The following is an 18924-nucleotide window of genomic DNA, read 5'->3' on the forward strand; positions in this document are numbered from 1 at the left end:
CCGCTGGATTGGCGAAGCCGATGCCGTCGCGATGGCACCATACTTGCCTCCGGAAAACGCGAAAGCACGCCTCAAGGGAGCATCATGCACAACCTTCAGATCAATCCCCAGCGGCTCTGGGACAGCATCATGGAGACGGCCAAGATCGGCGGCACGGCCAAGGGCGGCGTCTGCCGGCTGACGCTGACCGACCTGGACCGCCAGGTGCGGGACTGGTTCGTCCAGGCTTGCGAGGAGGCCGGCTGCACCGTCACGGTCGACGAGATGGGCAACATCTTCGCGCGCCGGCCCGGCAAGGACAATTCGCTGCCGCCGATCGCCATGGGCAGCCACCTGGATACCCAGCCGACCGGCGGCAAGTTCGACGGCATCCTGGGTGTCCTGTCGGCGCTGGAGGTGATGCGGACTCTGAAGGATACCGGGTACGAGACCAACGCGCCGATCGAGGTGATCGACTGGACCAACGAGGAGGGCTCCCGCTTCGCGCCGGCCATGCTGGCGTCGGGCGTCTTCGCCGGGGTCTTCACCCGCGACTACGCCGACAGCCGCAAGGATCGCGAGGGTAAGAGCTTCGGCGAGGAACTGGACCGGATCGGCTATCGCGGCACCGAGAGATGCGGCGACCACCCCTTGGGCGCCTTCTTCGAACTGCATATCGAGCAGGGGCCGATCCTGGAGGACGAGGAGAAGGTGATCGGGATCGTCACCGGCGTGCAGGGCATGCGCTGGTACGAGGTCACCGTCACCGGCTTCGAGAGCCACGCCGGCACCACGCCGATGCACCTGCGGCGCGACGCGCTGGTGGGGGCCGCCCGCATGGTGGACGCCATCAACAAGGTGGCGCTGAACCACCCGCCGCTGGCGGTGTCCACCGTCGGGCTGGTCGAGGTCAAGCCGAACAGCCGCAACATCCTGCCGGGCGAGGTCTTCTTCACCGTCGACCTGCGCCACCCCGAGGACGAGGTTGTCGTCGCGATGGAGGCGGAGGTCCGCGCCGAGATCGAGCGGATCGCGGCGGAGCTGAAGCTGGAGATCGCGATCGAGCAGGTCTGGGACTCGCCGGCGGTCAAGTTCGACGCGGCCTGCGTCGCCGCCGTCGGCGCCGCCGCGGTGGAGAACGGCTATAGCCACCGCGAGATCGTCTCCGGCGCCGGGCACGACGCCGCCTATATGGCGCGGGTGGCGCCGACCGCGATGATCTTCATCCCGTGCGAGAAGGGCATCAGCCACAACGAGGTCGAAAGCGCCGAGTACGAGCACGTCGCGGCGGGGGCCAACGTGCTGCTGCGGGCGGTGCTGGAATACGACAACCGCGAGAAGGTGGCTTGATGGTTTCGGCTCGGGCCGCCCATGCCGGGGACGTCGCGGGGGATGCCGTCGGGGACTCCGTGGTCGCGCGGGAGGTGGCGGCGGAGCGGGCGCCGGTGGTGGAGGCCAGGGACCTGTCGCTGGTCTTCCAGACGCCGGACGCGCCGGTGACGGCGCTGAGCGGGATCGACCTGACGATCCGGCGGGGCGACTTCGTCTCGCTGATCGGGCCGTCGGGCTGCGGCAAGACCACGCTGATGCGGGTGGTGGCGGATCTGGCGAAGCCGACCTCGGGGACGCTGCTGGTCAATGGCGGCACCGCCGAGCAGGCCCGGTTGGACCGTTCCTACGGCTACGTCTTCCAGGCGCCGGCCCTGTATCCGTGGCGCTCGATCGAGCGGAACATCATGCTGCCGCTGGAGATCATGGGCATGCCCCGGGCCGAGAGGAAGGAGCGCGCGGCGCGCTACCTGGATCTGGTGGGGCTGAAGGGGTTCGAGCGGAAGTTCCCGTGGCAGCTGTCGGGTGGCATGCAGCAGCGGGTGTCGATCGCCCGCGCGATGGGGTTCGAGCCGGCGCTGCTTCTGATGGACGAGCCGTTCGGGGCGCTGGACGAGATCACCCGCGACAACCTGAACGTCCACCTGCTGCGGCTGTGGGAGAAGACCGGCATCACCGTGATCTTCGTGACCCACTCCATCCCGGAGGCGGTGTTCCTGTCGTCCCGGATCGTCGTGATGTCGCCCCGGCCGGGCCGCATCCTGGAGGTGATCGACAGCGACCTGCCGCGCGACCGCGACCTGGACTCGCGCGAGACGCCGGAGTTCCTGGAGATCGCGCACCGGGTGCGGGTGGCGCTGCGGGCTGGTCACAGCTATGACTGACGCCGCCATACCAGCGTCTTGGAAGCTGGGCGCCCGCGAGGGGGTGGCGGTGCCGATCCTGACCGTGCTGGCGGTCGTGGTCGTGATCTGGTACGCGGCGGCGGTCTGGCTGAACGCGCCGCAGGTCGCTGAGCGGCTGGACCGGGCGGGACCGGACTGGACAGCCGGCGATCTGGTGTCCGGCGCCTGGGCGATGGAGCGGCCAGTGCTGCCGGCCCCGCACCAAATCGCGGTGGAACTGTATGATTCGGTGATCGGGCGGCCGGTCTCCTCCAAGCGGAGCTTGGTTTACCACGCCGGCGTGACGCTGTCGGCGACCGTGGCCGGCTTCGCGCTGGGACTGGCGATGGGGGTGGCGCTGGCGATCGGCATCGTCCATGTCCGCGTGCTCGACCGCTCGCTGATGCCGTGGATCATCGCGTCGCAGACGATCCCCATCCTGGCGATAGCGCCGATGATCGTGGTGGTGCTGGGCAATCTGGGGTTCACCGGGCTGCTGCCCAAGGCGATCATCTCGGGCTATCTCAGCTTCTTTCCCATCGCCATCGGCATGGTCAAGGGGCTGCGGTCGCCCGATCCGCTGCAACTCGACCTGATGCGGACCTACAGCGCAACAAAGGCCCAGACCTTCGCCAAGCTGCGCTGGCCGTCCAGCGTGACGTTCCTGTTCCCCAGCCTGAAGATCGCCATAGCACTGGCCCTGGTCGGCGCCATCGTGGCGGAACTGCCGACCGGGGCTCAGGCGGGCTTGGGCGCGCGGCTGCTGGCGGGCTCCTATTATGGCCAGACGATCCAGATCTGGGCGGCGCTGTTCATGTCGGCCTTCCTGGCGATGCTGGCGGTCGGGGCCGTCGGGCTGGCCGAGCGCGGGCTGACGCGGTACCGCGGGGGGCGGCTCTGATGGGGATGGAGCGTTTTCTGGTGACGGTGGTCGTGGCGGCGGCGATCGTCGCGGCGATGGTGGTGCTGGCGCGTGACGACCGCTGGCCGGCGAGGGTCGCCGTGCCGCTGCTGTTCGGGGCGCTGCTGCTGTGGCTGTGGGAGATGGTGACGGTCGGCTTCGACGTGCCGCGCATCCTGCTGCCGCCGCCCAGCATGATCGCGGCGGCGCTCGTCGGCCATCTCGACACGCTGGCGGCCGACTTCCACCAGACGGTGATCCGCTCCGTCATACCGGGTTATGTGATGGGCTGCGGCGCCGGCTTCCTGACAGCATTGGCGATCGACCGCTCGCCGTTCCTGCAACGGGGATTGCTGCCGCTGGGCAGCCTGATCAGCGCCATGCCGATCGTTGGCATCGCGCCGATCATGGTGATGTGGTTCGGTTTCGACTGGCAGTCCAAGGCGGCGGTGATCGTCGTGATGACGTTCTTCCCCATGCTGGTCAACACGCTGGCGGGGCTGCGCGACACCGGCGTCCTGGAACTGGACCTGATGCGGTCCTACGCCGCCAGCTACGGCCAGACGCTGATGAGGTTGCGGCTGCCCGCCGCCTTGCCTTTCGTCTTCAACGCGCTGAAGCTCAATTCCACCCTGGCGCTGATCGGCGCGATCGTGGCGGAGTTCTTCGGCACGCCGATCGTCGGCATGGGCTTCCGAATCTCCACCGAGGTGGCGCGGATGAACGTCGACGTGGTGTGGGCGACCATCGCCGTGGCGGCGGTGGTCGGATCGGCGTCCTATGGGATCATCTCGGTGATCGAACGGGGGGTGACGTTCTGGCATCCCTCGTTTCGAGCGTGAAACGAACGTGGTTCAACGACGAAACGGAACTGGGAGTACTGGGTGATGCGCAAATTGGCTTTGGCATTGGCGGGGGCCGCCGTCGCCGCCGCGGGCTTCGGTGGCATGGCGGACGCGCGGGCGGCGGATGCGCTGACCCTGCAATTGAAATGGGTGACCCAGGCGCAGTTCGCCGGATACTACGTCGCCGAGGCGAAGGGCTTCTACGAGGAGGCCGGGCTCGACGTGACGATCAAACCGGGCGGGCCGGACATCAACCCGTCCCAGGTGATCGCCGGCGGCGGCGCCGACGTGGTGGTGGACTGGATGCCGTCGGCGCTGGCGACCCGCGAGAAGGGCGTCCCGCTGGTCAACATCGCGCAGACCTTCAACAAATCGGGCATGATGCTGACCTGCCGCAAGGACAGCGGCGTCGCGACGCCGGCCGACTTCAAGGGCAAGACGCTGGGCGTCTGGTTCTCCGGCAACGAGTATCCGTTCCTGTCCTGGATGGACAAGTTGGGCTACAGCACCAGCGGCGCCAATCCCGACATCAAGGTGCTCAAGCAGGGCTTCAACGTCGATCCCTTGCTGCAAAAGCAGGCCGCCTGCATCTCGACCATGACCTATAACGAATACTGGCAGGTGATCGAGGCCGGCATGCCGCAGTCCGACCTGATCGTCTTCAAATACGAGGACCAGGGCGTCGCCACCTTGGAGGACGGGCTCTACACGCTCGACGCCAAGCTGAAGGACCCCAAGATGGTCGACAAGCTGGCCCGCTTCGTCAAGGCGTCCATGAAGGGCTGGGACTACGCGGTCAAGAACCAGGCCGAGGCGGTCGACATCGTGCTGGAGAACGACGCGTCCGGGGCCCAGACCAAGGAGCACCAGAGCAAGATGATCGGCGAGATCGCCAAGCTGCTCGAGGGCGGTACCAAGGGACCGGGCTATCTCGACCCCGCCGCCTATGAGCGGACCGTCGGCGTGCTGATAAATGGCAAGTCCGACCCGGTCATCAGCAAGAAGCCGGAAGGTGCCTGGACCCACGCGGTGTGGGAGAAGGCGGGGCTGTGATCCCTGGCGCCTAGCCGACGGGCGCCGGGAGGAATTGTTCGCCCAGCGCCCGCCGTGTCGGCTCGATCTGAGCCCGCGCCAAGGTGACGAGCCTAGTGACCTCGGCGGGATCGGCGGCGTTGACCTCGATCGCGCGGGCGATGGCGGACAGGCGGTGGGCGCCCAGGTTGGCGTTGGCGCCCTTCATGCCATGGGCCGCGCGTTTGACGGCGGCGGGATCGTCCGCCGCGTTGGCGGCCTCGATCTCGCCCGCTTGGATGCGTGCCTGATCGGGGAACATGCCGAGCATGTCGCTCAGGTCCTCCGGGTCCAGGCAATCGCGCAACTGGTCGAGCATGGTCTGATCCAGCAGCGGCAGGTCCGCGAGATCGTCTGGTGGGGCGGAATGGGGAGACGGGGCCGTGGCGAGGGGAGCGGGCTGGTCGGTGGGTTTGCCCATGACGCGCTCGATCGCGGCGAACAGGTCGGCTGGCCGCACGGGTTTGGAGACGTAGTCGTTCATTCCGGCAGCGATATAACGCTCGCGGTCACCCGCCATGGCGTGGGCCGTGACGGCGATGATTGGAATGCCGCCGGCGGGATCGGGCAGGGTGCGGATCGCCTCCGTCGCCGAGCAGCCGTCCATCACCGGCATCTGGATGTCCATCAGGACGAGGTCGTGCGGCGTTTCGGCGGCGATCACGGCGGCCAGCGCCTCGGCGCCGTTGGTCGCGATCTCGACGGTGTGATGACGGCGCGTCAGCAACGCCAGCATCAACGTGCGGTTGACGTCGATGTCGTCCACCACGAGGATATGAAGGGGGCTGCGGCCGATCGCTTCCGCCGGGGTTTCGGCCGGGCTTTCCGCCACGGTCTCGGCGATGTCGGGGCCGGGCTGGCAGCGGATCGTGAAGGTGAAGGTGCTGCCTTTACCGACCTCGCTCCGCACCGTGATGTCGCCGCCCTGGAGCAGGCAGAGCTGACGGCAGATCGCCAAGCCGAGCCCCGTGCCGCCATAGCGCCGCGTGGTGGACCCGTCGGCTTGGGAGAACCGCTCGAACAGGTGGGCCAGGAATTCCTCGGGGATGCCGATGCCGGTATCGCTGACCTCGACCACCAGCATCAGCGCCCCGTCCAGCGGCTGGGTCGAGAAGCGGATGCCGATGCGGCCGTTCTGGGTGAATTTGACCGCGTTGCCGACCAGATTGAACAGGATCTGCCTGATCCGTCCGACATCGCCGCGCAGCGAGAGGGTGGTACCCGGGTCGACCGTGTAGGCCAGTTCGTTACCGTTCTGCTGGGCCTTGGGGTGGAGGATCGACACCACGTCCTCGGCCGGTTGGGTCAGCAGGAAGTCCTCCGTCTCGACCTCGATCCGCCCGGCCTCCAGCTTGGACAGGTCCAGGATGTCGTTGACGATGGTCAGCAGGTTCTCGGCGGAGCGGAGAGCCGAGCTGGCGTGGGAGCCGGTCTCTCCCGTCAGGTCGCTGTCGACAACCAGGCCGAGCAGACCCATGACGCCATTCAGCGGCGTGCGGATCTCGTGGCTGATATTGGCGAGGAACTCCGACTTGGCGCGGCTGGCCGCCTCGGCGCCCTGCTTGGCGATGTTGAGCGTTTCCGTCAGCCGCAGCAGCTCGCGCCGGGAGCGGCTGCTTTGCAGGATGTACCAGCCGGCCAGCGCCGCGAAGATGGCGCAGAGCGCCGCCTGGATCACCGTCGCCAAGGTGGCGAGGTTCTGCATGGCGGTGATCTCCGTCCAGCGGCGGGCGGCCTCGTTGGCGCTGACGCCGATGATGCCCAGCATCATCGCCTGGATCGGCTCCCGCAGAGACGGCACCCGGTCGAGCAGTGCCGCCACCACGGTGGCGTCGAAGCCGCCGGAGGCACCGGCTAGCGCGTCCGTTTCGTCGACGAAACGAGCGAGTTCGGCGATCCCGCTGTCATAGAACGCCTTGCCGATGAACATCTGCTTGTAGGTGCCGGCGCGGACGATGTTCAGGCGACTGACGAAGACCTCGTAACGGCGCTCGGCGGCGGCGGGATCGCCGACGCCGGCCGATACCTCCAGCAGCGCCACCTGAAGCCGCTGGTGTTCGGTCGCGAGCTGGAAGAACGCCCAGGCTTGGTTGTCGGTGCCGCCAGCCAGGACGCCGGTCGTCTTGTTCGACAGGACGTATTGTAGCGCTCCGACGATCGAGAACGAGACGATCACCGCAAGGCCAAGTCCGGCCAGCGCGGCGCGGAGCCCCCGTGTCACGGCTCCACCTTGATCCGGTCGATCTGCCAGATGGCCCGGAAGTACCACGCGTCGTTCCGCAACTCCGGATGGTTGTCGAAGGGGAACATCAGCCAGAACGGTCCACGCTCGCGCGGCGGGATCGGCTTGTCGTTCATGCGGATCGCGATGATCGGCTGATACTTCAGGATGTCCGCGATCGACAGGTCGACCTTGTAGTCGTCCAGCGCGATCAGCGAGACCTTCGACGCCCGCGCGTCCAGCGTCCTCAGCACCTCGGTCAGGAGCGGCCCGGCGAAGCGCGCCTGTCCGGTCCAGGGCGTCGCCGTTGTGATCTCGACGGCGGGAAACGAGGCCAGACGCGCCGCGTCCAGCATGGCTGGCGCCGCGATGCCGGAGCCGGAGACCGCGATCCCGGCGGCCTTGGCGGCACCACCGCCGAACCAGACCACCAGGGAGAACAGGACGGCGGCGACGGTGCCTGCGAAACGTCTTTGGAGGAGTGCGGGCGATTGGGGCATGGGGTCACCGGTCCGGGCTGATCTATCTTGCCCGGACAGATTACCTCATTAGTATAAAAATTGTTCGAGCTTCGCGCGTTCGCCCCCGCGACGAACGCGCGCCTCCACTCAGGGGGTGACGGCGGTGGAAACCTCGCGGTCGACGCCGACCGCCTTGTGAAGCTCGTTGTACCTGTCGATCGCCCTGAACACCGGGGGATGGCATGGGCGGTCGATGTAACGGCCAGCCCCCCTGACGGTGCGCAGGTCGCCGTCGGTCCACACCAGATTGCCTTGAGAAATGGTGTGACGGGCGACGCCGGTCACCTCCATCCCCTCGTAGATGTTGAAATCGACGTTCTGGTGATGGGTCTTGGCCGAGATGGTGCGGGTACCCGCCGGGTCCCAGACCACCAGATCGGCGTCGGCGCCGACCTGCACCGCCCCCTTGCGGGGATACAGGTTGAAGATCTGGGCACAGTTGGTCGAGGTGATCCGGACGAACTCGTTGGGTGTCAGGCGGCCGGTGCCGACGCCGTTGTGCCACAGGATCGACATGCGGTCTTCGATCCCGCCAGTGCCGTTGGGGATCTTGGTGAAGTTGTCGCGTCCCGCCGCCTTCTGCGGCGCGCAGAAGCAGCAATGGTCGGTGGCGGTGGTCTGGAGTCCTCCCGAGGCGAGGCCGGCCCACAGAGCCTCCTGATGGTGCTTGGGGCGGAACGGCGGGCTCATCACATAGGCGGCGGCGGTCTGCCAGTCGGGATCGCGGTAGACGGATTCGTCGATCACCAGATGCTGGGGCAGCACCTCGCCATAAACCCGGTGACCGGCGGCGCGGGCGCGGGCGATGGCCTGGGTCGCCTGCTCGGTCGAGACGTGGACGATATAGACGGGGGCGCCGAGCACGTTGGCGATGGCGATGGCGCGTTGCGCCGCCTCGCCCTCGACCTGCGGCGGCCGGGACAGGGCGTGCCCCTCCGGTCCGGTGATGCCCTGCTCCAGCAGCGATTTTTGGAGGTGGAACACGGCGTCGCCGTTTTCGGCGTGGACGGTGCACAGCGCCCCAAGCTCCTGCGCCCGGGCGAAGCTGTTCAGCAGGACGCCGTCATCGACCATGATGGCGCCCTTGTAGGCCATGAAGTGCTTGAACGAGTTGACGCCGTGCTCGCGTGTCAGCACGCCCATCTCCTCCTTGACCTGGTCGCCCCACCACGTCACCGCGACGTGGAAGGAATAGTCGGTCGCCGCCTTCTCCGCCCAGCCACGCCACTGGTGGTAGGCCTCGATCAGCGACTGCTGGGGAGCCGGGATCACGAAGTCGATGATCATGGTGTTGCCGCCGGCCGCCCCGGCCGAGGTGCCGGAGAAGAAGTCCTCGCTGGCGACCGTCCCCATGAACGGCAGTTCCATGTGGGTGTGCGGATCAATGCCGCCGGGCATGACATACTGGCCGCCCGCGTCGACCACCTCGGCGCCGGTTGGCGCGTCCAAGCCGTCGCCGACCGCCACGATCATGCCGTTATCGCAAAAGACGTCGGAGCGGAAACTCTGCTCGGCGGTGACGACGGTACCGCCGCGGATCAGGATCGACATGACGCGTGTTCTCCCCGTTTCTTCATTCCGGCCCATAACTTCTTCGAGCCCATGCCTCTTCGAAAACGAGCCTACCGCAAGGGAGCCATGCCCCGAAACGCGAAAAGCCCCCGATGCGTCGGCATCGGAGGCTTTTCGGAGACCCGGCGTCACGCCAGAACGGTGGCGCGATCCCGGTGGACGGTTCAGTGCAGGCTGCGCGGCAGATCGGCGATGGCGTCGTCGATCAACTTGGCGGACTGCTTGGCGTCCATGTTCTCGGCGAGTAGGCGGCCGCTGGCGGCGATCGCCAGATCGACCGTCAGGCTCTTGACTTCCTGCAGGGCCAGCGCTTCCGCCTGGGCGATCTTGTCCATCGCCTGGGTTTCGCGCCGCTTCATCGAGGCGTCGAGATCGGCGGCGGCGTGGAGACGCAGCCGTTCCGCTTCCTCGCGGGCGTGGGCGATGATGTCCTCGGCCTCCTTCAGCGCGTCGCGCTGACGGCGCTGATAGGACGCGAGGGTCGCCTGGGCGTCCTCGCGCAGTCGCTGGGCCTCCTCCAACTCCTGGCGGATCTTGTCCGCCCTGTCGTCCAGCATCGCCGTCAGGGCTTTGGCACCCGGACGGAACGCGAAGAACAGGAAGATGAAGAAGGCGACGGCGACCCAGAATTCAGCAGCTTGAAACATCAGCCACGCTCCCGCATCACGTCACCGACAGCGGCGTCGGCTTTGGTGCCGTCGATCTTGACGCCACCGATTTTCTCAGCCGCCTGCTGGGCGATCTCGACCGCCACGGAGCGGACGCTGGCGAGCGCCGTTTCCTTGGCCGTGTTGATCCGCTCCTCGGCGGCGCGGGTCTTGGCCGCGAGATCGGCGTTGAACTGGGTCTGGCGACCCGTCGACGCCGTCGTGATGTCCGCGGTGGTGGCGGCCATCACCGACTGGGCGTGCACCCGCGCGTCGGCCAAGGCCTTTTCGTAACCCGCCATGACACCCGCCGACTCCTCGCGGAGCGTGGCGGCCCGGTCGAGATCGTTGGTGATCCGCTCCTGCCGCTCCTCCAACACCTCGGCGACCTTCGGCAACGCGACCTTGGCCATGAGGAAATAGAGGGCGATGAACGTGATACCCAACCAGATCAACTGGGGGGCGAAGACGGTGGGATCGAGCTGGGGCAGGCCGCCGCTGGCGTGTTCCGCGCCGTGGGCCATCTCGGCCCCGTGCGCGGCGCCGGCCGCTCCATGATCCGCCTGGGCCAGGGCACCGCCCGCCGTGACGACGAGCATCGTCCAGGCGAGACCAGCGCGCCCGGCCAGTCCGCTCACGAGCGGACGAGCCAAAAACTTGGGCATGATCGATCCCCTAAGCTTGCGGCGCCGGTCAACGGGATGGTGATCCCGTTGAGCCAGGCGCCGCATATGAGCGAAAACCAGCTTCGTTCAGGCTCGAGCTTAGGCGAACAGGATCAGGAAGGCGATCAGCAGGGCGAACAGCGCCACGGCTTCCGTCAGCGCGAAGCCCAGAATGCCGATCGGGAAGACCGCCGCGCGGGATGCCGGGTTGCGGGCGATCGAGCTGATCAGGGTCGAGAAGATGTTGCCGATGCCGAGGCCAACACCGAACAGGGCGAAAACCGCCAGACCGGCGCCGATGAACTTAGCGGCTTCTGCGTCCATGATTAGATACCCTTCTTTATGAGACTGATAAGAGGAACAGGTGAGGTGGTGTTTAGTGACCCGCGGCGCGGCATCGATCAAGGGGCCTGTTGGACAGGACGATCAATGCAGCTCCAGGGCGTCGCGGATGTAGAGGCAGGTCAGGATCGTGAACACGTAGGCCTGTAGCATGGCGACCAGGATCTCGAAACCGACCAGTGCGACGTTGATGGCGAGCGGCAGGATGCCGATCGTGTAACCGAGGCCGCCGAGACCGGCGCCGAGCAGGACCGAGAAGCCGCCGAACACCTTCAGCATCGTGTGGCCGGCCATCATGTTGGCGAACAACCGGATGGACAGGCTGACCGGACGCGACAGGTAGGACAGGACCTCGATCGGGATCAGGATCGGCGCCAGCGCGATCGGCGCGCCGTGCGGCATGAAGAGCGTGAAGAAGTGGAAGCCGTGCTTGATCAGCCCCAGCAGCGTCACGAACACGAAGACCGTCAAGGCCAACCCGAAGGTGACGATGATGTGGCTGGTGAACGTGAAGGTACCGGGAATCATGCCCAGCAGGTTGCCGATCAGGATGAACATGAACAGCGAGAAGACGAACGGAAAATACTTCCGGGCGTCGGGGCCCGCGTTCTCGCGCACCATGTTGGCGACGAACTCGTAGAACATCTCGGCGAGCGACTGCATCCGGCCCGGGACCAGCGCCCGGCCACGCATGCCGAACACGATCAGGCCGGTGATGATCGCGACCGCGACCACCATGTACAGCGAGGAGTTGCTGAACGAAGCGTCGAGGCCACCGACGTTGATCGGCACGTACCTCTGGATTTGGAATTGGTGAAGCGGATCCACGGTCGTCCTCGTTCAGCCAAACGTTTGCGTCTGGCGCTGTTATTGTTCCGGCCCGTCGTCGGTCGACCCCGGCTTCCGGTACCCCGGAGCGTAGCCAACGCCTGTGACGGCCCGGTAGACATTCACAATTCCCGCCCCGGCGCCAAGGAAAAACATTCCGATCAGGCCCCAGGGCGTCGTACCCAGCCAGCGATCCAGCAGCATGCCGCCGCCGACGCCGATGATCATCGCGGCAACCAACTCGGCGCCGATCCGAAAGGCGAGTCCGAGGGATTTCCTCGACAGGGCGTCGTCGCCGTCCGACTGGGTCGCCGGGGCGGCGCCGCGTTCCCGCGCCTTCCGCAAACGGGCGTCAAGATCGTCCAGCGAAGGTGGGGTGGACTGGTCTTCGCTCATGTCCGTTCCCATGTTCCCCCGCCAGCCGGGAAGCCACGCGAAAGCGGCGGCACCATACGGTTAGGGCAGTACCCTGTCAAGTCGCAAAACCCTTTGCTCAAGTGGTTGAATTGCTTGGGTTTCCGCCGCAACTGAGTGGTTTCGAAGGGGCCGTCGCGGGCGTTTCGAGAGCGTATGGCCACCGATGCGACACTATGTACGCGCCGACGCGTACGGCCCCGGCGCGTGTCGATGACGCTCTCATGACCTCATGTGGGAACCGATCGTCTCGGCCATCCTCTCCGGTGTCGTACCATGGGCGAAAGCCTCCAGGAACCGGCCATCCGGCCCCATCAGGTAAACGAAGGACGAGTGATCCATCGTGTAATAGCCGTCGCCGTCCTTGCCCGGGGCCTTGGCGTAATAGACCCGGTAGGCCCGGGCCGCCTGGGCGATCTGGTCCGGCGTGCCGGTCAGGCCGATCAGCCGGGGATGGAACTGGGCGACATACTCCGCCATCTGCGTCACCGTGTCGCGCTCTGGATCGACGGTGACGAACAAGGGCTGGACTTGATCGGCTTTGGCGCCGAGCCGGTCGAGGGCCGTCGCCATCACCTGCAACTCGGTCGGGCACACGTCCGGGCAGAAGGTGAAGCCGAAATAGATCAGGGTGTAGCGGCCTTGGTAGTCGGCCTGGGTGACCGGCTTGCCGGTGCTGTCGGTCAGCGAGAAGGGACCGCCGATCAGGGCGGTGCCGGTCTGGGTGCCTCCGGCGGAGCCCCCGGGTAGGCTGGAGACCTGCCACCAGACGATGCCGGCCGCTATCAGGAGGCCGACCAGCGTGCCGATGGCGAGGCGGATGAGGCGTTGGTTCATGGTTCGTGACCGCTGTTGCGGGAGGATCGTCCGGCCGATCGGCCGTCGGAGAATCCACATTCGGGTGGATTGCCTCCTTGACCGGGTTAACTGTTCGGATGGACGCTGGGCCGCGATGGGACCGAAGGTCGCGGCTCACGCGCGGGACCAGCCATCCGTCCAGATTCCTTTAGGGCACCGCGGTGTGCCAGTCCATGAGGATCGAGCCATGAAGATCGGAATAGTGGGAGCGGGTTTCGTCGGCAGCGCCGCCGCCTACGCTATGGTGATGCGCGGCGTCGGCACCGAGATCGTCCTGGTCGACCGCAATCACGATCTGGCGGTGGCCCAGGCAGAGGATATCCTGCACGCGACGCCATTCGCCTATCCGATGCCGGTCAACGCCGGCGACTATGGGGATCTGGCGGGCTCATGCGTCGTCGTGTTGTCGGCCGGCGCCAACCAGCGGCCCGGCGAGACCCGGCTGGAACTGCTGGAGCGCAACGCCGCGGTCTTCGGCGAGATCATCCCGCGGGTCCTGTCGAGCGCTCCCGACGCGGTTCTGCTGATCGCGACCAACCCAGTGGACGTCATGACACAGGTGTCGCTGGAGATCGCGCGCCGGACCACGCCCGACTTCCCGGCCGGCCGGGTGGTCGGCTCCGGCACCATCCTGGACACGGCCCGTTTTCGGGCGCTGCTGGGTCGGCACTTGGGCATCTCGCCCAAGTCGGTCCACGCCCATGTCCTGGGGGAGCACGGCGACAGCGAGGTGCTGCACTGGTCCGGCGCCGACGCTGGAGCCATGCCGGTCTCCGACTTCGCGGAACAGGTCGGCCGGCCCGTGACCGACGCGGTGCGGGCGGCTATCGACGAGGGCGTGCGCGGAGCCGCCGGCAGGATCATCAAGGGCAAGGGAGCCACCTGGTATGGCATCGGCGGAGGGTTGGCCCGGATCGTCCAGGCGATCTCCGACGACGAGCGCGCGGTCGTGACCTGCTCGATCGTCAATCCGTCGGTTGCGGGCGTGGAGAACGTGGCGCTGTCGCTGCCGCGCGTGCTGGGCGCCACCGGCGTCCTGGAAACTCTGCAGCCCACCCTGAGCCCCCAGGAGACCGCCGATTTGGCGCGCAGCGCCGGCATCCTCAAGGAGGCGGTGACCAAGTTGGGGATTGGGTAGACTAGGCGACGCGCTTCAGATCGTAAGGTTGGATCAGGATCTCCGGAGGAATTCGCAATTCCTCCGAGAGCCGACGGATCATCGGCAGCGTCAACGCCCGGCGTCGGTTCAAGACCTCGGACACACGGCCGCTGGAACCGATGATCGGTTCCAGGTCGGCGCGTGTCATGCCGCGTTGCTCCAACATGAACTCGATCGCCGCGATAGGGTCGGCGATTGGCATGGGATGGTGCCGACGTTCATACGCCTCCACCAGCGTCATGAGAACATCGAGCCGATCGCCTTCGGGGGTCTCCGGCTCGGCATCCCATAGTCGCTCGATCTCGGAGAGAGCGGTGCGGAAATCGGCGTCCGTTTTGATTGGCGTCACGTTCATTGGATGCTCTCCAGTCCACGCGCGCGGTTCAACTCGTCGTACTCGTGGAGGGAGCTGACGAAGCGTATGTAAACCATGCGCCACTTGTATTTTACGACCACCACAAGTCGGTACTTGTTGCCTGCTATGTTGAAGACGACTCGATCGCCCACAAAGCTGGCGCTTCTGAATTGATCCTTCAAAATGGCCGGGCCGGACCAGTCAGCCTTCTCCACAATGGCGTACCACTGCGCAAGGGCTTCACGGCTGTCGGAATGCCCCGGCCTTTCCCAGTGTTCGCGAAGCGTCTTGTAGGCGATGATCCTCATTTTCAAACATTAATCATCTCCCAAAATGGGAGCAAGCAAAACCTCCCAAAATGGGAGGTTTTGCGACTGGCGTCTTCGATCCGCCCGACTAGGGATTTTGTCGAATGCCCAGCGCCTCGCGAGGCGCTGGGCATCAACTTTCCGGAAAATCAGGCCAACAGGGGCATCATCGCGGCGACCAGGGGGTGGCGGACGATGTCCTGGGTGGTCAGGCGGACGATCGCGATGTCCTCCAAGGGGGTCAGGCGGCGGACGGCCTCCTCAAGGCCGGACATGCTGGGGAGCAGGTCGGTCTGGTCGGGGTCGCCGGTGATCACCATGGTGGAGTGCCAGCCGAGGCGGGTCAGCAGCATCTTGATCTGCTGGAACGTCATGTTCTGCGCCTCGTCGACGATCACGAAGCTGCGCGAGATGGTCCGGCCACGCATATAGGCCAGTGGGGCGATCTCGACCGTGCCGTCCTTGGTCATCTGGCGCACTTGGCGGGCGCCCAGCCGGTCCGACAGCGCGTCGTAGATCGGCCGCATCCACGGGTCCATCTTCTCGTTGATGTCGCCGGGCAGGAAGCCGAGGCTCTCGCCCGCCTCGACCACGGGCCTGGTGATCACGATGCGGGTGATCTTGCCCGCGTTCATCGCCTCGACCGCCTTGGTCACGGCGAGGTAGGTCTTGCCGGTTCCGGCGGGGCCGACCGCCAGCGTCAGGGAATGGGTGTCGATCGCCGCCATCAGCGCTTCCTGGTTGGCGGTGCGCGGCTTGACCGTCTTCAGATAGCTCTGGTCACGGAAGTCCTCGCCGGCGGCATCGGGGAGCGCCACGATACGGGCCTGTGAAGCGGTGCGTTTGGTCATCGCGCGTCGTCCTTTCCCTTCGCTGGTTTCCTGATTGAGCGGGTCCCACAGGGTGCATGTGTCGAATGGGGCTCTCATCAATCACCTCCTGCTGCCGAAGCGGCGTTGGGCCATGTCGTTCTCCTCAACCGTTGGGACGAAGACCGTTTTGAACGATGTCTGGTAGGCGGCTTGGTCGGGGAACCGGGAACGCGGGCACAAAAAAACCTCCCGGAGGGGAGGTTCGGTCGTGCGTGCGGCTGATGTCGTCGAAGCGGATGCCAACCGGGCGACGAGGACGGCTGGGGGCGCCCCGCTGGTTGGATCTGGAAGGCTTCTGGACGGGTCGGACAAGGTATCTGTTCTCCTGTCGTCTGTGTCAGCCGCGATGGTTGAAGGATAACCTCCGGACTTCGCCTTTGTCTCCGCTATTTCGTGTGTGACATCAAAGATTCATCTAGATGTTGCGGATTATCCACTTCGCGCCCGCGTTCACACTCCAATGGGCCACGAGAGCGTGGCGCCCGCCCGCGTGAATGCCTATGCTGGCGCCTCGTGCCCCGGATCCATGCTGGACGGAAATCATGACGAAAAGGTTCACGTCGATCTGGAATGAGAAGAAGCCGGTCTCGGCGTCGATCCGGACGGGCGGCCGCCCCGTGACTGGAGCCCCCCGGGGGCGGGCCGGGGTGGCGAGTGGGTCCGCCGACAGCGAGAGTGGCGATGACGGTGACGACTCGGTCGGGCGCTCGCTGCGGGCGCTCAAGGTGATGCTCGATCGGGGATTGATGACGGAGCGGGAATACGAGGATCGGAAAGCGGCGCTCAGGGCCGACGCGGCGGGCAAGCCGCCGGGCGCCGGTTGAGACCCGCGCCGCAGGGCGTTCAAAGACTTTGCCAAAAGGTGTGGGCGCCGTTACCATAATTTGTAGTTTTTGGGGCACAGACCCCAAGAATTGGGCTATCGATGGCAATCATGGCCAGCCGAAGGGCTGGTCGCGGAAATATCCGCGGGTTATGGTTAACTAGACGCTTGCACTTCGGGGCCATGGCTCGCTAGAAGGAGTAGCCATTTCTCGATTTTGGTGGGCTCGGCCGATTTCAACCCGATGCGCCAGGGCAGGGAGCGGCGGTGCCGGCCGCCTGCCGGGGCGGCGGACATCATGATAAGTGGTAGGGGTTTGTGAGAAGCACCAATCAGATTTCGGAGCGTGACGCGCCGTTCCAGCTCAGGGGCAACAGCTTCACCGTCATGGTGCTCAAGCTGATGGCTCCCGACGACCCGTCTTTTTTCCCCCAACTGCTCAGCAAGATCCGTCAGGCACCGAACTTCTTCAAGAACGCGCCGGTGGTGCTCGACCTGGAGGACCTGGATGAAGGCGCCGGCCCGGCCGACTTCATCGACTTCGTCGTGACCCTGCGCCAGAACAGCCTGATACCCGTCGGCATCCAGGGCGGCACCCCGACCCAGCAGGCGGCCGCCTTCGAGGCGGGCCTGACCATCATGCCGACCGGCAGGCCGAGCCGCGAGCCGGAGCGCGACTTCCAGCGCCCCGCGCCCGGCCGCGCGCCGACCGATCCGCTGCCGCCGCGGGCACCGATGCCGATGGCGGAGACCGCGGCCCCGGAATTCCAGAAGACCACCATGATCATCACCGAGCCGGTCCGCTCGGGACGCCAGATCTACGCGGCGCGGGGCGACCTGATCGTACTGGGCCCCGTCAGCGCGGGCGCCGAGCTGCTGGCCGACGGCAACATCCATGTCTACAGCTCGCTGCGCGGGCGCGCGCTGGCCGGCATCTCGGGCGATACCAGCGCCCGCATCTTCTGTCACAGCCTGGAGGCGGAACTGGTGTCGATCGCGGGGCTCTATCGGGTGAGCGAGGACCTGGAGAAGACGGTCTTCAAGAAGCAGGTTCACATATACCTGGATGACGGCTACCTGCGCATGGATCCCCTGGCATGAAACGTGGAAAACAAGCGGTTTCGCAATCAACTTCGAAGAGTGGAGAGGCTTCCTTGGCCAAGGTAATCGTGATGACATCGGGCAAGGGCGGCGTGGGCAAGACCACGTCGAGCGCCGCCTTCGCCACCGGCCTCGCCCTGCGCGGGTTCAAGACCGTCGTGATCGACTTCGACGTCGGCTTGCGGAACCTGGACCTGATCATGGGCTGCGAACGCCGCGTCGTGTTCGATTTCGTCAACGTGATCAATGGCGAGGCCAAGCTCAACCAGGCCCTGATCAAGGATAAGCGGGTCGAGAACCTGTACATCCTGCCGACCAGCCAGACCCGCGACAAGGACGCGCTGACCAAGGAAGGCGTCGAGAAGATCCTGGACGAGCTGAGGAAGGACTTCGACTACATCCTGTGCGACAGCCCGGCCGGCATCGAGAAGGGCGCCCTGATGGCGCTGTACTTCGCCGACCACGCGATCATCGTGACCAACCCCGAGGTCTCGTCGGTGCGCGACAGCGACCGCATCCTGGGCGTGCTGGCGTCGAAGTCGCGCCGGGCCGAGTTGAACCAGGAGCCGGTCCAGGAGCATCTGCTGCTGACCCGATACGATCCGGAGCGGGTCGAGCGCGGCGACATGCTGAAGGTCGACGACGTGCTGGAGATCCTGGCGATCCCCCTGCTGGGTGTCGTTCCGGAGAGCACCGCCGTGCTGCGCGCCTCCAACATCGGCATGCCGGTGACCTTGGACGAGAAGAGCAACGCCAACCAAGCCTATACCGACGCGGTCGCGCGGTTCCTGGGCGACACGGTCGAGCACCGCTTCATGAAGCCGGAGAAGAAGGGCTTCTTCGAGCGCTTCCTGCGGAGGACCGCATGAGCATCTTCAACTTCTTTCGGCCGCCTCCGCGCAAGTCGGTCGCGGAGGAGGCCAAGGAGCGCCTGCAGATCGTCCTGGCGCATGAGAGGGCGGCCGGGTCCAGCCCGGACTATCTGCCGATCCTCCAGCGCGAGTTGCTGGCGGTGATCGCCAAATACGTCCAGATCGACGAGAAGAAGGTCGAGGTCAGCTTCGAGCGCGGAGGCGACTACTCCACGCTCGAGGTCAACATCGAGCTGCCGCCGCCGTCGAACGACAAGGCGGCCCGGGCGCGGGGCACCGGTCCCGTCACCGGCGGCGACGCCAAGAAGCCGCCGGCGGCGGCCGCCAAGCGGGCGTGAGACCACGCTGGCCGGGTGA

22 protein-coding genes are annotated in these 18924 nt (G+C 66.1%); 10 read left to right on the plus strand and 12 right to left on the minus strand.

The window, feature by feature from the left end; translation table 11 throughout:
- The first annotated feature begins 84 nt into the window (after window positions 1-84).
- From N825_RS07835 to N825_RS07855, 5 genes are read left to right on the plus strand one after another with little or no spacing between them, the layout of a single operon-like run.
- Complete coding sequence (locus N825_RS07835; protein ID WP_037449275.1) at window positions 85-1329, plus strand: Zn-dependent hydrolase; 1245 nt, start codon at window positions 85-87, stop codon at window positions 1327-1329.
- On the plus strand, window positions 1329-2192 hold the full coding sequence (locus N825_RS07840; RefSeq protein ID WP_084164502.1) for an ABC transporter ATP-binding protein: 864 nt from the start codon (window positions 1329-1331) through the stop codon (window positions 2190-2192). Before N825_RS07835 ends, N825_RS07840 begins: the two co-directional genes overlap by 1 nt.
- A complete protein-coding gene (locus tag N825_RS07845; RefSeq protein WP_051511703.1) occupies window positions 2185-3093 on the plus strand; it encodes an ABC transporter permease in 909 nt (302 codons plus the stop codon). Before N825_RS07840 ends, N825_RS07845 begins: the two co-directional genes overlap by 8 nt.
- Complete coding sequence (locus tag N825_RS07850; protein WP_157619048.1) at window positions 3093-3935, plus strand: ABC transporter permease subunit; 843 nt, start codon at window positions 3093-3095, stop codon at window positions 3933-3935. Before N825_RS07845 ends, N825_RS07850 begins: the two co-directional genes overlap by 1 nt.
- A 45-nt stretch (window positions 3936-3980) precedes the next feature.
- On the plus strand, window positions 3981-4991 hold the full coding sequence (locus N825_RS07855; protein ID WP_157619049.1) for an ABC transporter substrate-binding protein: 1011 nt from the start codon (window positions 3981-3983) through the stop codon (window positions 4989-4991).
- 10 nt (window positions 4992-5001) lie between these two features.
- Here the strand turns inward: N825_RS07855 and N825_RS07860 are convergent, their stop codons facing one another.
- The 9 genes from N825_RS07860 to N825_RS07900 all read right to left on the minus strand — a co-directional run bounded on the left by N825_RS07860 (window position 5002) and on the right by N825_RS07900 (window position 13056).
- Entirely contained in the window at window positions 5002-7230 is a 2229-nt protein-coding gene (locus N825_RS07860; protein WP_051511704.1) for an ATP-binding protein, read from the minus strand.
- A complete protein-coding gene (locus tag N825_RS07865; RefSeq protein ID WP_051511705.1) occupies window positions 7227-7730 on the minus strand; it encodes a putative pterin-binding protein in 504 nt (167 codons plus the stop codon). Before N825_RS07865 ends, N825_RS07860 begins: the two co-directional genes overlap by 4 nt.
- A 108-nt stretch (window positions 7731-7838) precedes the next feature.
- On the minus strand, window positions 7839-9302 hold the full coding sequence (hydA, locus tag N825_RS07870; protein ID WP_037449284.1) for a dihydropyrimidinase: 1464 nt from the start codon (window positions 9300-9302) through the stop codon (window positions 7839-7841).
- A 185-nt stretch (window positions 9303-9487) separates the two neighbouring features.
- On the minus strand, window positions 9488-9970 hold the full coding sequence (locus N825_RS07875; RefSeq protein ID WP_037449287.1) for a F0F1 ATP synthase subunit B family protein: 483 nt from the start codon (window positions 9968-9970) through the stop codon (window positions 9488-9490).
- The gene (locus N825_RS07880) at window positions 9970-10635 is read right to left on the minus strand and encodes a F0F1 ATP synthase subunit B family protein (RefSeq protein WP_051511706.1); all 666 of its coding nucleotides are present in this window, start codon (window positions 10633-10635) and stop codon (window positions 9970-9972) included. Before N825_RS07880 ends, N825_RS07875 begins: the two co-directional genes overlap by 1 nt.
- Window positions 10636-10734: 99 nt before the next feature.
- Window positions 10735-10959: an ATP synthase subunit C family protein gene (locus tag N825_RS07885; RefSeq protein ID WP_037449290.1), complete on the minus strand. Its 225-nt coding sequence runs from the start codon at window positions 10957-10959 to the stop codon at window positions 10735-10737.
- 102 nt (window positions 10960-11061) lie between these two features.
- Window positions 11062-11805 carry a F0F1 ATP synthase subunit A gene (locus N825_RS07890; protein WP_037449293.1) on the minus strand — a complete coding sequence of 248 codons (744 nt, stop codon included), beginning with the start codon at window positions 11803-11805 and terminating at the stop codon, window positions 11062-11064.
- A 39-nt stretch (window positions 11806-11844) separates the two neighbouring features.
- Entirely contained in the window at window positions 11845-12201 is a 357-nt protein-coding gene (locus N825_RS07895; RefSeq protein ID WP_037449591.1) for an AtpZ/AtpI family protein, read from the minus strand.
- Window positions 12202-12441: 240 nt separating this feature from the next.
- Window positions 12442-13056, minus strand: coding sequence for an SCO family protein (locus N825_RS07900; RefSeq protein WP_037449297.1), 615 nt, complete (start codon window positions 13054-13056; stop codon window positions 12442-12444).
- A gap of 208 nt (window positions 13057-13264) precedes the next feature.
- Between N825_RS07900 and N825_RS07905 the strand changes: the two genes are divergently transcribed.
- Entirely contained in the window at window positions 13265-14215 is a 951-nt protein-coding gene (locus tag N825_RS07905) for an L-lactate dehydrogenase (RefSeq protein ID WP_037449300.1), read from the plus strand.
- A 1-nt stretch (window position 14216) separates the two neighbouring features.
- On the opposite strand, the gene N825_RS07910 is transcribed toward N825_RS07905, so the two are convergent.
- From N825_RS07910 to N825_RS07920, 3 genes are all read right to left on the minus strand, one after another.
- Window positions 14217-14591 (minus strand): helix-turn-helix domain-containing protein, encoded by a 375-nt coding sequence (locus tag N825_RS07910; protein WP_037449303.1) that lies wholly within the window; start codon window positions 14589-14591, stop codon window positions 14217-14219.
- On the minus strand, window positions 14588-14899 hold the full coding sequence (locus N825_RS07915) for a type II toxin-antitoxin system HigB family toxin (protein WP_037449306.1): 312 nt from the start codon (window positions 14897-14899) through the stop codon (window positions 14588-14590). Before N825_RS07915 ends, N825_RS07910 begins: the two co-directional genes overlap by 4 nt.
- A gap of 149 nt (window positions 14900-15048) precedes the next feature.
- Complete coding sequence (locus tag N825_RS07920) at window positions 15049-15750, minus strand: PhoH family protein (protein ID WP_037449309.1); 702 nt, start codon at window positions 15748-15750, stop codon at window positions 15049-15051.
- A 563-nt stretch (window positions 15751-16313) separates the two neighbouring features.
- Between N825_RS07920 and N825_RS07925 the strand changes: the two genes are divergently transcribed.
- The 4 genes from N825_RS07925 (at window position 16314) to minE (ending at window position 18905) form a co-directional block, all read left to right on the plus strand.
- Window positions 16314-16595, plus strand: coding sequence for an SHOCT domain-containing protein (locus N825_RS07925; protein ID WP_037449311.1), 282 nt, complete (start codon window positions 16314-16316; stop codon window positions 16593-16595).
- A gap of 317 nt (window positions 16596-16912) precedes the next feature.
- Window positions 16913-17695: a septum site-determining protein MinC gene (gene minC, locus N825_RS07930; RefSeq protein ID WP_037449313.1), complete on the plus strand. Its 783-nt coding sequence runs from the start codon at window positions 16913-16915 to the stop codon at window positions 17693-17695.
- Window positions 17696-17748: 53 nt separating this feature from the next.
- Complete coding sequence (minD, locus tag N825_RS07935) at window positions 17749-18564, plus strand: septum site-determining protein MinD (protein ID WP_037449315.1); 816 nt, start codon at window positions 17749-17751, stop codon at window positions 18562-18564.
- Complete coding sequence (gene minE, locus N825_RS07940) at window positions 18561-18905, plus strand: cell division topological specificity factor MinE (protein WP_084164506.1); 345 nt, start codon at window positions 18561-18563, stop codon at window positions 18903-18905. Before minD ends, minE begins: the two co-directional genes overlap by 4 nt.
- Window positions 18906-18924: the final 19 nt, after the last annotated feature.

The organism is Skermanella stibiiresistens SB22 (assembly GCF_000576635.1).
Classification (GTDB): Bacteria; Pseudomonadota; Alphaproteobacteria; order Azospirillales; family Azospirillaceae; genus Skermanella; species Skermanella stibiiresistens.